At 61.4% G+C, this 13,406-nt stretch carries 16 protein-coding genes; 8 read left to right on the top strand and 8 right to left on the bottom strand.

Annotated features, from left to right (window positions below; all coding sequences use genetic code 11):
* The first annotated feature begins 104 nt into the window (after positions 1-104).
* From HX839_RS03530 to HX839_RS03510, 5 genes are all read left to right on the top strand, one after another.
* Complete coding sequence (locus HX839_RS03530) at positions 105-287, top strand: type II toxin-antitoxin system HicA family toxin (RefSeq protein WP_003189411.1); 183 nt, start codon at positions 105-107, stop codon at positions 285-287.
* A 23-nt stretch (positions 288-310) separates the two neighbouring features.
* Positions 311-721, top strand: coding sequence for a type II toxin-antitoxin system HicB family antitoxin (locus HX839_RS03525; protein ID WP_003212074.1), 411 nt, complete (start codon positions 311-313; stop codon positions 719-721).
* 22 nt (positions 722-743) lie between these two features.
* On the top strand, positions 744-1,076 hold the full coding sequence (locus HX839_RS03520; protein ID WP_003212076.1) for a hypothetical protein: 333 nt from the start codon (positions 744-746) through the stop codon (positions 1,074-1,076).
* 89 nt (positions 1,077-1,165) lie between these two features.
* On the top strand, positions 1,166-1,648 hold the full coding sequence (locus HX839_RS03515) for a methylated-DNA--[protein]-cysteine S-methyltransferase (protein ID WP_003212078.1): 483 nt from the start codon (positions 1,166-1,168) through the stop codon (positions 1,646-1,648).
* Positions 1,649-1,758: 110 nt separating this feature from the next.
* Positions 1,759-2,172, top strand: coding sequence for a low affinity iron permease family protein (locus tag HX839_RS03510; RefSeq protein WP_177019708.1), 414 nt, complete (start codon positions 1,759-1,761; stop codon positions 2,170-2,172).
* A gap of 56 nt (positions 2,173-2,228) precedes the next feature.
* Here the strand turns inward: HX839_RS03510 and HX839_RS03505 are convergent, their stop codons facing one another.
* Together HX839_RS03505 and HX839_RS03500 are read right to left on the bottom strand one after the other, a co-directional pair.
* The gene (locus tag HX839_RS03505; protein ID WP_003212082.1) at positions 2,229-2,756 is read right to left on the bottom strand and encodes a DUF4142 domain-containing protein; all 528 of its coding nucleotides are present in this window, start codon (positions 2,754-2,756) and stop codon (positions 2,229-2,231) included.
* A 156-nt stretch (positions 2,757-2,912) separates the two neighbouring features.
* Positions 2,913-3,836, bottom strand: coding sequence for a LysR family transcriptional regulator (locus HX839_RS03500; RefSeq protein WP_177066735.1), 924 nt, complete (start codon positions 3,834-3,836; stop codon positions 2,913-2,915).
* Between the two features lie 68 nt (positions 3,837-3,904).
* On the opposite strand from HX839_RS03500, the gene HX839_RS03495 reads away from it, so the two are divergent.
* Entirely contained in the window at positions 3,905-4,393 is a 489-nt protein-coding gene (locus HX839_RS03495; protein WP_003212086.1) for a DMT family transporter, read from the top strand.
* Here HX839_RS03495 and HX839_RS03490 read toward each other — a convergent pair whose 3' ends face one another.
* From HX839_RS03490 to HX839_RS03470, 5 genes are all read right to left on the bottom strand, one after another.
* On the bottom strand, positions 4,394-5,725 hold the full coding sequence (locus tag HX839_RS03490; protein ID WP_177054976.1) for an MFS transporter: 1,332 nt from the start codon (positions 5,723-5,725) through the stop codon (positions 4,394-4,396). It abuts the gene before it with no gap.
* Between the two features lie 59 nt (positions 5,726-5,784).
* The gene (locus HX839_RS03485) at positions 5,785-6,723 is read right to left on the bottom strand and encodes a hydroxymethylglutaryl-CoA lyase (protein ID WP_177008902.1); all 939 of its coding nucleotides are present in this window, start codon (positions 6,721-6,723) and stop codon (positions 5,785-5,787) included.
* Positions 6,720-7,913 carry a CaiB/BaiF CoA-transferase family protein gene (locus tag HX839_RS03480; protein ID WP_102604147.1) on the bottom strand — a complete coding sequence of 398 codons (1,194 nt, stop codon included), beginning with the start codon at positions 7,911-7,913 and terminating at the stop codon, positions 6,720-6,722. Before HX839_RS03480 ends, HX839_RS03485 begins: the two co-directional genes overlap by 4 nt.
* Before the next feature lie 239 nt (positions 7,914-8,152).
* Positions 8,153-9,064, bottom strand: coding sequence for a LysR family transcriptional regulator (locus HX839_RS03475; protein ID WP_177066734.1), 912 nt, complete (start codon positions 9,062-9,064; stop codon positions 8,153-8,155).
* Positions 9,065-9,739, bottom strand: coding sequence for an NAD(P)H-binding protein (locus HX839_RS03470; RefSeq protein WP_102604145.1), 675 nt, complete (start codon positions 9,737-9,739; stop codon positions 9,065-9,067).
* Between the two features lie 115 nt (positions 9,740-9,854).
* Here HX839_RS03470 and HX839_RS03465 point away from each other — a divergent pair, with 115 nt between their 5' ends.
* The gene (locus HX839_RS03465) at positions 9,855-11,042 is read left to right on the top strand and encodes an MFS transporter (RefSeq protein ID WP_177066733.1); all 1,188 of its coding nucleotides are present in this window, start codon (positions 9,855-9,857) and stop codon (positions 11,040-11,042) included.
* Here the strand turns inward: HX839_RS03465 and yiaY are convergent.
* Positions 11,009-12,157, bottom strand: a complete 1,149-nt coding sequence (gene yiaY, locus HX839_RS03460; RefSeq protein WP_177066732.1) for an L-threonine dehydrogenase — start codon at positions 12,155-12,157, stop codon at positions 11,009-11,011. The two genes, HX839_RS03465 and yiaY, sit on opposite strands and share 34 nt — an antisense overlap.
* A gap of 127 nt (positions 12,158-12,284) precedes the next feature.
* Between yiaY and HX839_RS03455 the strand changes: the two genes are divergently transcribed.
* The gene (locus HX839_RS03455; protein ID WP_177066731.1) at positions 12,285-13,301 is read left to right on the top strand and encodes a DUF4917 family protein; all 1,017 of its coding nucleotides are present in this window, start codon (positions 12,285-12,287) and stop codon (positions 13,299-13,301) included.
* Positions 13,302-13,406 lie beyond the last annotated feature (105 nt).

Below are 13,406 nucleotides of genomic sequence, written 5' to 3'. Positions count from 1 at the left end.
CAGCCCCTACAGAAACACCGGTCATCGACCGCTGGTAGGTAGAGTGTTGATAATTTATTTTCAGCAGTTATAGTCTCCACCAACACACACCACAAGGAGGTGCTGTGGACAGCCGATATTTGATAGGTCACATCGTTGCGGATGGCTGGTATCTGGTGCGAATCAGAGGCAGCCATCATCATTTCAAGCACCCCACAAAGCCGGGGCTCGTGACGATTCCCCATCCTAAAAAAGACCTGCTGGACAAGACCGCAAAGAGCATTTTGAAACAAGCTCTGCTCAGCTAACACGTTCGTGGAGGACAACAAACATGCTGTACCCAATCGCAATTTCAACCGGTGACGAGGACCATGCCTGGGGTGTGGAAGTCCCGGACATTCCCGGTTGCTTCTCAGCTGGAGATGATCTGGACGACGCCATGGCCATGGCCCGCGAAGCGATCGAAGGCCACTTCGAGATCCTCGCAGAAGACGGTGCGCCCATTCCTACAGCACAGAAAGTCACCCTCCATGCCGCCAACCCGCAATATGCCGGCTGCACGTGGGCGGTGGTGGATATTGATGTGACCAAGTACCTGGGCAAGGCACAGAAACTCAATATCACGTTGCCCGGCTATCTGCTGAACCGCATTGACGAATACGTCCTGCATCATCCGGAAGAAAAAAGCCGTTCGGGCTTTCTTGCGTCTGCTGCCCTCAAGGTATTGCAACAGGACCGGTAACAGCACTTCAAGGAACCGCGCAATGCTCCCTCCCTCACACCGCACGCCCAGCCCCGTACTGCGCAAGGTACTGGGCTGGGTACTGATCGCTCCTCTGCTGCTCTCGTTCCTCAGGCTGCCCTTTGCGCTGGGACTCGTGTTGGTGCTGGCATCCATCACGGCCTCCGTTTATGGCGCCCGGTTTGCCCAACTGCATGCCAGTCGGCGTGTAACCGTATTTGCCGTGATCATCACGCTGCTCAACATCGCTTCATTTTTTGTCATTGGCACGGCATCGGTACTCAAGGCGCTGTACTGGTTCTCGTGGTTTTATTGGTATCCGTATTACGCCGATTGGGTTTACTGGAACTTCTAAGTCTTTCGCGAATTCGACCGCAAGAAACGTAGTTCCACCCTGGGCCGGCCTTTCTACAGTAGAGCCATACCCACTCAAGGAGCCCGACCATGTCCTACGAATACAAATACATGCCCTCCCCCGTCGGCCAACTGACCCTCGTGGCCCGTGACGGAAAACTCACCGCCATCCTCTGGGAAAAAGAGCGGCCCAATCGCGTTCGCCTGGGTGCCCTGCAAGAAGCCAGCAACAGCCCGGTACTGCTGGAGACCGAGCGACAGTTGAAGGAGTACTTCGCCGGTGCCCGCAATCGTTTCGAGCTGGAACTGGACTTCGCCGGCACCGACTTCCAGAAGAAAGTCTGGCAGGCGCTGTTGACCATCCCGTTCGGAGAGACCCGCAGCTACAGCCAGATCGCTGCGCAGATAGGCAACCCCAAGGCCGTGCGTGCCGTCGGCGCCGCCAACGGGCGCAATCCGATTTCGATTGTTGCGCCGTGCCATCGGGTGATTGGTGCGTCGGGTGGCTTGACCGGGTTCGCCGGCGGGCTTGAGGCCAAGCAGTATCTGCTGGCGCTGGAGGATCACGGCTGACCCCCAGCAGGAAAACGTACAACTTTGTTCAGATCCTCAATTGTAAAAAGAAATTTCAGAGCGCGCCTGCGGTCAGTATTTTCATCACCCACCCTTATAGGAAAACGGTCATGAAATTCTCCGCCATCTCACAATCCCTGTCCCGCTGGGCAGGCAGCGCCCGCACGTTCTACGCGGCGGTAGCGTTGATCCTCCTGTGGAGTTTGAGCGGGCCTTATTTCCACTACAACGACACGTGGCAGCTGATCATCAACACCTCCACCACCATCATCACCTTCCTGATGGTGTTCCTGATCCAGAACACCCAAAACCGCGACAACGACATTTTGCATATCAAGATCGACGAACTGCTGCGCGCCACCAAAGACGCACAAAACGCGGTGCTAAGCCTTGATGGCCTTGATCGCAAGCAGCTTGAGAAGTTGCGTAAGGAATACAAGACCATGGGCGACAGCGAAACCATCACCGTCACCACGCTGACGACTGAACCCGCACAGCCCAAGACCGACCTGAATCAGGCATAAAAAAACGGCGGTTGGAGCTTATCCAACCGCCGTTTTTTGTGAACGGGTCAAGGCAATCAACCGTCGCCCTGGTGACCCTTACCGTACGTCGACGCCAGCGCCCGGGCTTTCTCCAGGCGCTCTTCCAACTTGGGCAAGGTCTCATCCACCAAAGCCTTTATTTCCGGGATATCCGACTCGGCGCCCTCCTGCTTGAACAAGGCGATCGCGTCTTCGTTGGCCTTGATCTGCTGGGCGGTGTAGGCGGCGTCAAAGGAGTCGCCGTCCTTGAGCTCGGGCATCAGCGATTCGGCCTTGTCGACAATCTTGTCCCGTGGGGCCACCGGCAAGTCGAGCTTCTTGGCGATGGCCGCCAGGTGCTGATTGGCCAGGGTGCGTTCATTGATGACTTCGATGGTGTAGTCCTTGATCTCCTGGGACGAAGTCTTGGCGTGTGCCATGCGGCTGGTCTCGATATCGGCCATGCCCTTGGCCGAAGCCTGCTCGATGAAATCGGCAGGCGACTGGGCGAAAGCATTGCTGGCGCCGAGGCCCAGCAGCATCGCGAAACTGGCGGTGCGTAACCGGATAGCCATGCGGCTCATGATGGGTTCCTCCAGGTAATAAACAGGTGTAGGGAAACGAGCCCCGCTCTGAATCTGAATTTTCAGGGCGGCAAAGGTTTAGAAAAAACTTGTTAGTGCGACGAACGGTCGTCATGCCCTGCTGCCAAACAGGCCCGGTAACAAACACGGTATTTATCAACCGCGCTCAGACAATACGCCCTGCACCTGCCCATTCAACCACTGCAACGCCGCGTCCCCACCCCGCCGCGAATGCCACGCCAGCACAAACGCAAACGACGGAATGTGAAACGGCGGCGGCACCGCCAACAACTGTTCGTGATCAATGTTCAGCAGCCCGCGAGACGACACGGTAAGAATCAGGTCCGTGCCCTGGATCAACTGCGGCGCGACACCCCAATGAGGCAAGCTGATAGCCACGTGTCGGCGCTCGCGAATCGCCGTCAGCGCCCGTTCGATTTCCGGGGTGCCGCTGCCACGCATTTCCAGCAATACGTGGGGCCGCGCCAGATAGGTGGGCAGGTCGAGTACACCGCTTGCCGGCAGGCTGTCGCGGTCCACCAGGCACACGTAATGCTCTTCAAACAGCGGCGTGCTGCGCAGCTCGGCAGGCATGTCGGGAAACACCCCGGCCGCCAGGTCGATATCGCCATTGAGCACACCGTCAAGCATGCCTTCGCGACTGGCCTGGATAATCTGCAAATCAATCCCCGGCGCTTCCCGGCGCAAGGTGCGCACCAGTCCCGGCAAGAAAATCGCCGCACTGTAGTCCGACATGGCGACCCGGAAGGTGCGCTTGGCCGACGCCGGATCAAAACGATTGGGCTCCAGCAGCGCCTGTACCTGGGCCAGCGCTTCCGCCAGCGGCATCGCCAGTTCCAGAGCACGAGCAGTGGGCACCAGCGAGCTGCCCTGGCGCACCAGCAACGCGTCTCCGAGCAAGTCCCGCAACCGCGCCAGCGCGTGGCTCACCGCCGGCTGGCTCAGGTGCAGGCGCTCGGCGGCACGGGTCACGTGTTGCTCGCTGAGCAAGGCGTCAAGGATCACCAGCAGGTTAAGGTCGATGCGTCGTAGATCATTCATCAGCTGCATGTTCTGCATAAGAACTTGGAATTTAAATTTGCGCGACGAATAGCCTAGAGTCCAGCAAAACCTCTGGGAGATTGATCATGACGACGTTGCATTGGGTAGGTTTGTTGCTGTTGGCCGCGTTCGCCGGGGCAGTGGTGCCGTTTCAAAGCGCGATCAACGCCAACCTGGGACGCGGCCTGGGGCATCCGCTGTGGGCCACCCTGGCCTCGCTGCTGGTGAGCATCATCGTGCTGCTGCCGGTGATCCTGGCCCTGCGCCTGCCGCTGCCCAACCTGGGTTTTATCACCAAGGCGCCGCTGTGGATGTGGAGCGGCGGCGCGTTCGGCGTGTGCTTCATTTCGCTGGCGTTGATCCTGATGCCCAAGCTCGGCGCCTCGGGGTTTATCGCCCTGGCGATGGCCGGGCAAATCGTCGCCTCGTTGATGCTGGACCACTTCGGCTTGTTCGGGCTGGTGGAACGCCAATTGACCGCGCCCCGGTTGATCGGGGCGCTGATGTTGATTGGCGGTGTGGCCCTGATTCAATTCAGTGCCGCACCCACCCGCTCGCTGGTGACCGCCGGCTGATCAGCGCTTGTCGAGGGTGCGCAGCTTCTGAGGCAAGCCCCACAGCAACAGCGCCGCCGCCAGCAACGCACACACGCCGATGACATACAGCGCCGGCGTGGTGCTGCCGGTGAGGTCCTTGATCCGGCCGACCATCACCGGGCTGACGATGCCGCCGAACTGGCCCAACGTGTTGATCACCGCGATCCCGCCAGCAGCGCCCGCGCCGGCACCGGCCAACAACTTCGGCGGCAGCGTCCAGAACGTCGGGATCGAAGCGATGATCCCCGCGCCCAGCAAGCTCAGGGCGACGATCAGGAACGTGGTGTGATCGGCAAAGATCCCGGCACAGAAGAACCCCACCGCCCCCAGCGCCACCAGGCCGCTGACGAACTTGCGACGTTCGCCGGTGGCGTCGGACAAGCGTCCGATCACCACCATGCTGATGGCGCCGCAGACGTAGGGAATCGCCGTCAGCAAGCCGATCATCACCGGGCTCTGGGTGCCGGCGCTGCGGATCAGTTGCGGCGCCCAGAAGTTCAGGCCGTAGGACGCCACCTGGATCAGGAAGTAGATAAAACCCAGCATCAGGAAGCCTGGGATACGCAATGCAGCCAGCAACGAGCCACCGCTCTTGTGGGGTTCATGCACGGCAATGCGGCTGGCCAGCAACGTCTTCTCCGTCGAGGTCAGCCAGTGGGCGTCCTCGATACGGTCCTTGAGCAGCTTGAGCACCAGGAAACCCAGGCCCACACAGGGCAAGCCACCGAGCAAGAACAACCAGTGCCAGCCGCGCATTTGCAGCACACCATCGAGGTGTTCCAGCACCAGCCCGGAGAACGGCGCGCCCACCAGCCCGGCAAACGCCGACGCCAGGAACAGCATCGAGGTGATGCGCCCACGGAAGTGCTGCGGGAACCACAACGTCAGGTAATACAGCACGCCCGGGGCAAACCCGGCCTCCATCGCACCGATGATGAAACGCAGGCCGTAGAACTGCCATTCGGCCGTGACGAACACCATAGCGGCCGTCGCCAGCCCCCACGACATCATGATGCGAGCGATCCAGCGGCGGGCGCCGACCTTGTACAGCATCATGTTGCTCGGCACTTCAAAGATCACATAGCCCACCACAAACAGCCCGGCGCCGAGACCATAGGCAGTGTCACTCAGGCTCAGATCGGCCTGTAGCTGGAACTTGGCGAAGCTGATGTTGATGCGGTCAAAAAACGCGAACAGGTAGCAGACCATGATCAGCGGCATCAGGCGCCAGGCGACCTTGCTGACCAGGGCTTTTTCGGCATCGTGTTCAGCGGCCGGGCGCACGCCGGCCTCCAACGTATTAAGGCTCATCGATTCTCTCCAGCGGACTGCTCGCAGGCATCCGATTGTTTTTGTTGTCTGGTTACGGCTTACAAGGTGGCGATGTAGGCCGGTGGCGGATGCAGGTCGCAATTGCGCCCGGCCTTGGCCACCTGGCCCGGCAACTCATGGCCCAGCAAGGCCGGCAATTGCCGCGACATTTTCAGCAGGTGCGGCAGGTCGATGCCGGTGTGGATCCCGACTTCATCACACAGGTTGACCAGGTCTTCAGTGCAGATATTGCCCGACGCGCCGGGCGCAAACGGGCAACCGCCGAGGCCGCCCAATGCCGCATCAAACCGTCGCGCACCGGCCTCGTAGGCGGCCAGCACATTGCACAAACCCAGGCCGCGGGTGTTGTGGAAATGCAGGGTCAGGTCGCTCGCCGGAACACGTTCCAGCACGCGCTTGACCAGACGCTCGACCTGACGCGGATTGGCCATGCCGGTGGTGTCGGCCAGGCTGATGCCCTGGATGCCCAGCTCGCGGTAGGCATCGACCAATTGCAGCACGCGGTCCTCATCGATCTTGCCCTCGAACGGGCAGCCGAAGGTGGTCGCGATGCTGCCGTTGAGGCGCACCGGGTGCTCGGCAGCAAAGCTCACGATATCGCCGAACGCCGCCAACGAGGCTTCGCAACGCATGCGCATATTCGCCAGGTTGTGGGTCTGGCTGGCGGACATCACCAGGTTCAACTCATCGGCCCGGGACTCGATGGCACGCTGGGCGCCCTTGAGGTTGGGGATCAACGCCACGTAGATAACCCCGGGATGACGGGTGATGCCCTGGAAAACCTGCTCACCATCGCGCAACGCAGGGATGGCCTTGGGCGACACGAACGAGCCGGCTTCGATCCGGGAAAACCCGGCCATGGACAGTTGGTCTATCAACGCGATCTTGTCGACCGTCTCGACCCAGGTCGGCTCGATTTGCAGGCCGTCACGGGGCGAGACTTCCTGCACGATCAGCGCATCGGAATAGTTTTTCATTGCACCACTCCCGAGGATTTCAGGCGTTGAATATCGGCGCCGCTCAGGCCCAGGTCGCCGAGGATTGAATCAGTGTGCTGGCCCAGGCTCGGGCCCTGCCAATTCACCGCGCCGGGGGTTTCCGACAGTTTGGGCACGATACCGGGCATCTTCACCGTGAGGCCGCCGGGCAGGTCGGCGCTGAGCAGCATGTCGCGGGCCTGGTAGTGCGGATCGGCGACGATATCTGCCACTGAATAGATGCGCCCCGCCGGTACTTCGGCGGCTTCCAGGGCACTGAGCACCTCGTCGATGGGCAGGCTGCTGGTCCAGTGGGTGATGGCGGCGTCCAGCAGGCCGCTCTTGGCAGCGCGGCCATCGTTGTGGGCAAACTCCGGCGCTTCGGCCAGGTCGGCGCGGCCGATGGCGAGCATCAGGCGCTTGTAGATCGGGTCGCTGTTGCCGGCGATCACCACATAGGCGCCATCGGCGGTCAGGTAGGTGTTGGACGGTGCGATGCCGGGCAAGGCGCCGCCGCTGCGTTCGCGCACATGGCCGAGCATGTCGTATTCCGGCACCAGGCTTTCCATCAGGTTGAACACGCTTTCGGCCAGGGACACGTCGACAATCTGGCCGTCGCCCTGGCCGGTCTTGACCCGCAGCAGCGACATCAGCGCGCCGATCACACCGTGCAGCGACGCCAGGGAATCACCGAGGCTCACACCGACCCGCGCCGGTGGTGAATCCGGGTTGCCGGTGGTGTAGCGAATCCCGCCCATGGCCTCGCCGATGGCACCGAAGCCCGGGCGGTCGCGGTAAGGGCCGGTCTGGCCGTAGCCGGAGATGCGCACCAGGGTCAGCTTGGGGTTGAGGGCGTGCAGCACGTCCCAGCCCAGGCCGAGTTTTTCCAGGCCGCCGGGGCGCAGGTTTTCGATCAGCACGTCGGCATCGCCCAGCAATTGCTTGACCAGGTCCAGGCCTTCTGCCGACTTGAGGTCCAGGGCCAGGGACTTTTTGTTACGCGATTGCAGGTACCACCACAGCGACGTACCTTCGTGAAGCTTTCGCCATTTGCGAAGCGGATCGCCCTGCCCCATGGCTTCGATCTTGATCACCTCGGCGCCAAACTCGGCCATCAGCCGGGCGGCGAAGGGCGCGGCAATCAGGGTGCCGATCTCGATCACCTTGATACCGCTCAGGGGAGCCGTCATGGGGTGTACCTCTTGTTCTTGGAATGTGGGGCCAAGGCTAGAGGACGCAGGCAGTAGAAATCCAACCGTCAGTTGGCAACGAGCGTTCGCCAAATGCGAACGCTTGAGTAAGGACTGGTTGTGGCGAGGGAGCTTGCTCCCGCTGGAGTGCGTAGCGCTCCCTGGATTTTGGGGCCGCTTCGCGCCCCAGCGGGAGCAAGCTCCCTCGCCACAGCAAGCGCCCTCGCCACAGGGTTTGCTTACGCCTGCTCCCGCCGCAGGTAATCGAACAACAACCGGCTCACCGGCGACAGCTGCGCCTCGTCACGCACCACCAGGATCAGGCTGCGGTCCGACCAGGCATCCGTCAGCGGCACCGCGTGCAAGCCCAACGCGCGGCCAAACAGTTCATAGGCTTTTTGCGGCAGGATGCCGATGCCCATGTTGGCCTGGACCATCCGGCACATGGCATCGAAGCCCGGCACATGGATCCGCAAGCGCAGCACCTTGCCCGCCTCCCGCGCCGCCGCATGGGTGCGCATGTTGATCGAACTGGCGGAATGCAGCCCCACGTAGTCGCTGTCCAGCGTCTCGGCGAACGTCAGGGTCTTGCGCGAGGCCAACGGGTAATCCGCCGGCATCAGCACCACCAGCTTGTCCCGGCGATAGGTCACGCCGGGCAGGCCTTTGGTATCGGTGTCGCTGGAACAGATGCCCAGGTCCGCAACGCCGTCAATCACACCCTGGACCACGCCATTGCTGGGCCGCTCTTCCAGGTCAGCCTTCACCTGTGGATGCAGCGCGGAAAAGTCGCGCAAGTCTTCGGGCAGGAACTGAATGATTGCCGAGAGGTTCGCCAGCATCCGCACATAACCGCGCACGCCGTGACTGTGTTCGCCCAGCTCCAGGCCCATCTTCTCGACATTGAACAGCATCTGCCGTGCATGGTGCAGCAAGGTCTCGCCGGCAGCCGTGAGCTGCATGCCCTTGGCCTGGCGCACAAACAGGCTGACGCCCAGCACCAGTTCCAGCTCCATCAAGCGCTTGCTGGCCGCCGAGACCGCGATAGCTTCACGGGCGGCGGCGCGGGTCAGCGTGCCTTCCTCATGCACTGCCACAAACAATTGCAGGGTGATCAGGTCAAGGCGGCGAACCAGGCTTTTGTGCAGCATCTAGGCGCGCTCGGTGGCCAGGCGATTGATATCGGCCTGCTCCACCACCGGCAGAGGTGCACCGTGCCGGACGGCCGAGAGCATTGCGCGGCCAACGGTTTCAGTGCTCACCACCCAGGCCGGTCGCACATGGCGCAGCAGCGACAACAACGGGCCGACCACGGTGTAGATGGACTGGTAGAGCGGGGTTTTCGAGCGTACGCCGTGCAACGGCTGGATCACCCCGGGACGGAACAGGTACACCGCCTTGAACGGCAGGCGCAGCAACGCATTCTCGGTCTTGCCCTTGATCCGTGCCCACATGGTTTTGCCGGTTTCGCTGCTGTCGGTACCGGCGCCGGACACGTAGATAAAGGTCATCTGCGGGTTGAGCCGCGCCAGGGTGCTGGCGGCCACCAGCGTCAAGTCGTAGCTCAAATGGGTGTACTTGGCTTCATCCATGCCCACCGAGGACACGCCCAGGCAAAAGAAGCAGGCATCGAAACCTTGCAGCAGATGCTCCAGGGGCTGGAAATCGAACATGTCGGCATGCAGCACCTGGTGCAGCTTGCCGTGTTCCTGGGTCAGCGCGGTACGGCCGACGGCGACGACTTCCTGCACGTCACTGGCCAGCAGGCACTCGCGCAACACGCCTTGGCCGACCATGCCGGTGGCGCCGAATAATAGAACTCTCATAAGGTTGGTTCCTAAGCGACAAGCGGTTAGCTTCAGGCTGCAAGGTAGAGACAAACCCACTGGCAACTTGTAGCTTGCGGCTTGCAGCTTACTGCTCAACAGGATCTTTTGCCCCTTGAAAAGCACAACGACCCTCGCCATTGCCTGCAGCGCGGCCTTTTTGTCCCAGGTTGGCATCAGCAGTTATCTGCCCGCCGTGCCGGCGATTGCCTTGTCATTGACCGCTGCAGAGGACCAGGTGGCGCTGGCCCTGGCGGTGTACTTGATCGGCATGGCGTTGCCGATGCTGCTCTGGGGCAGCCTCGGTGAGCGCCTGGGTAGAAAGCCGGTGTTGCTGGCAGCGTTGGCGTTGTATGCGCTGGCCAGTGCGGCGATTCCGTCCGCCTACAGCCTCGAATCGTTCCTCGGCCTGCGCCTGGTTCAAGGCCTCGGTGCGGGCGGTGTGTCGGTGATGGCGCGGGTGCTGGTTCGTGACAGCTTCAGCGGTGCCCTGTTGGCCAAAGGTTTGTCGTGGCTGGGCATGACGTTCGTGATCGCCCTGGGCATCGGGCAGTTTGTGGGCTCGCTGTTGCAAGTGGCGTTTGGTTGGGAGGCGATCTTTTATGGGCTGGCGGTCGCGGCTGTCGGCTTGATGATTGCGCTGCAACGGGTGGTGTTTCCAAGATTGGAAAAAGCCTCTGGACACGTCTCGGCCTGGCGCATCTACGGCACGATCCTGCGCCATCCGGCGTTCCTGCGGCCTGCGTTGGCGGGCGGTTTGGGTTACGGGGTGATCATCGCGTTCAACACCTGCGCACCGTTGATTTTGCAGGGCCATTTCGAGTGGAGCGCGGCGCAATATGGCTGGCTCGGCTGGCCAATCAGCGGGGCGTATCTGGCGGGGGCGTTGATGGTCAATCGCCTCGTCGCCCGCACCGGGCGCCTGTCGATGATGAGTTGGGGCGTGGCGTTGGTGATGTGCGGCAGCGCGACGATGTTGCTGGGCAGCCTGTTTGCGAATGGGCTGGCGATCCTGCTGTGGCTGCCGTATTGCCTGGCGGTGTTCGGCCAATCGATGAGTTATCCCATCAGCCTGTCCCTGGCCAATGATGAATCACCGGTGAGCGGCTCCTACGCCATGGCCTTGAGCGGCTTTATGCATCAGTTGATGGCGGCGGCGATCGGTGGCGTGGCCAGCCTGCTGGCGAGTCAGCAGGCCTGGCCGTTGGCGGTGTTATGCGTGGCGCTGGCGGGCGGCGCACTGCTGTGCGTCGCCATGGCCAGGACTGATCAGAACGCGCTGCGGAAGATCTCTTCAATCTGACGCTGATCCGCGCGCCGTGGGTTGGTCAGGCCGCAGGCGTCCTTCAGGGCGTTGGACGCCAGCAGCGGGATGTCCTGCAACTTGGCGCCCAGCTCCCGCAACCCGGCAGGAATTTCCACATCCAGGGACAGGCTGCGAATCGCCGCGATGGCCGCCTGGGCGCCCTCTTCCACCGACGTACCCTTGATATCTGCGCCAAGGGCCCGTGCCACATGGCTCAGGCGCTCGGCGCTGACGCTGGCGTTGAAGCTTTGCACATGAGGCAACAGCACCGCATTGCACACGCCGTGAGGCAAGTCATACAGCCCGCCCAACTGGTGCGCCATGGCGTGCACGAACCCCAGGGACGCGTTGTTGAAGGCCATGCCGGCAAGGAACTGCGCGTAGGCCATGTTCTCCCGGGCGGCCAGGTCTTTACCGTCGCGCACCGCAATCCGCAGGTTGGCGCTGATCAGCTCGATGGCCTTGATCGCGCAGGCATCGGTGATCGGGTTGGCGGCGGTGGACACGTAGGCTTCGATTGCGTGGGTGAGCGCGTCCATGCCGGTGGCGGCAGTCAGGCCCTTGGGCATGCCGACCATCAGCGCCGGGTCGTTGACCGACAGCAGCGGCGTGACGTTACGGTCGACGATGGCCATTTTCACGTGGCGGGTTTCGTCGGTGATGATGCAGAAGCGGGTCATTTCGCTGGCCGTGCCGGCGGTGGTGTTGATGGCCACCAGCGGCAGTTGCGGCTTGGCCGACTGATCGACGCCTTCGTAGTCACCGATGTGCCCGCCGTTGGTCGCACACAGGGCAATGCCCTTGGCACAGTCATGGGGTGAGCCACCGCCCAGTGACACCACGAAATCACAGGCGCTCTGCTGCAGCAGTGCCAGGCCTTTTTCGACGTTCTCGACGTTCGGGTTGGGCTTGGCGCCGTCATAGATCACCGAGTCGATGTCTTGCATCGCAAGCTTCTCGGCGATCATGCTGGCCACACCTGCCTTGGCCATCCCGGCGTCAGTGACGATCAGCGCCTTGCGAAAACCGTAGTTGCGAATCGCGGTCATGGCTTCGTCGAGGCAGTCGAGGCCCATGATGTTGACGGCGGGAATGAAGAAGGTGCTGCTCATGGTGGCTAATCCTTTAAAGTCGTTATGCCTACAGCATCGACCTCGATTGCCTGCGGCATCTTGACCAGGATCAACGCCCGCTCGTGATAAAGTCACCGCCCAGCCGATTTCGAGTAGACCCGCCGCAATGAAGGATTCCCAGGATTTTGATGCCCACCTAGAAGACTGGAACGCCTTGCGCAGCAGTACCGCCATCAGCGGGATCCTGATCGGCAACGGCGCCAGCCGCGCAGTGTGGGAAGATTTTGCCTACGACTCACTGTTCGAAAACGCCCGCACCGTGGAAGAAAAACCCCTGAGCCAGTCCGAACTCAGCGTGTTTGACGCGATGCAGACCCGCAGCTTCGAGCAGGTGCTGGGTGCACTGAAAACCACCAGCCGGGTCAACAAGGCCCTGGCGGTCAGCTCGGCTGCGCCGCGTAATCGCTATTACGCGATCAAGGAAGCGCTGATCAATACGATCCACAGCGTGCATATTCCGTGGCGCCTGGTGAAGCCGTCGACACTGGCGACCCTCCATCAGGAGCTGGCGAGTTACCCGACGGTGTTCACCAGCAATTACGACCTGCTCAACTACTGGGCGATCCTGCATGCGCCGGGCATCGATGATCTGTTTCGCAGTGCGGATGCGAGCTTTGACCTGCGCAATACTGCCTGCGACATCACGCGCATTTTGTATCTGCATGGTGGCCTGCACCTGGTGCGTAACCTTGACGGTACGGCGCGTAAATTGCCGACCACTGACAGCACGTTGCTTAGCAGTTTTGCGATCAACAATACGATCAAGACGCTGGATGATGTGCCGTTGTTTGTCAGCGAGGGCAAGGTTGAGGAGAAGCTGAAGACCATTCGCAGTTCTGACTATTTGTCGTTCTGTTACGAGCAGTTGTTGGGCCATGAAGGTGGGCTATGCATCTTTGGGCATCACCTCGGCGCGCAGGATGTGCATCTGGTGCAGGCGATTCGACAGGCGAAGATCAGCACGTTGGCGATTTCGGTGTTTGGCCGCAGTGCGGGGTTTATCCAGCAGCAGAAGCGGCGTTTTGCGGAGTTGTTTGAGGGGATGGAGGTGGAGTTGCGGTTTTTTGATGCGCGTAGTCATGCGCTTGGGAATTCGGGGCTTTCGGTGCCGGTGGAGCGGTGATGGTAGTTGGGGTGAGGTGAGGTGGGGTGTACATATCCGTTGCTGCGGTAACGGCCACTTATGGTTTCGCTCTTACAGCGAGTCACTTTTTTACAAACGCCTAAA

Source organism: Pseudomonas sp. I8001 (genome assembly GCF_013385345.1).
Classification (GTDB): Bacteria; Pseudomonadota; Gammaproteobacteria; order Pseudomonadales; family Pseudomonadaceae; genus Aquipseudomonas.
This window is presented reverse-complemented; position numbering and strand designations above follow the sequence as displayed.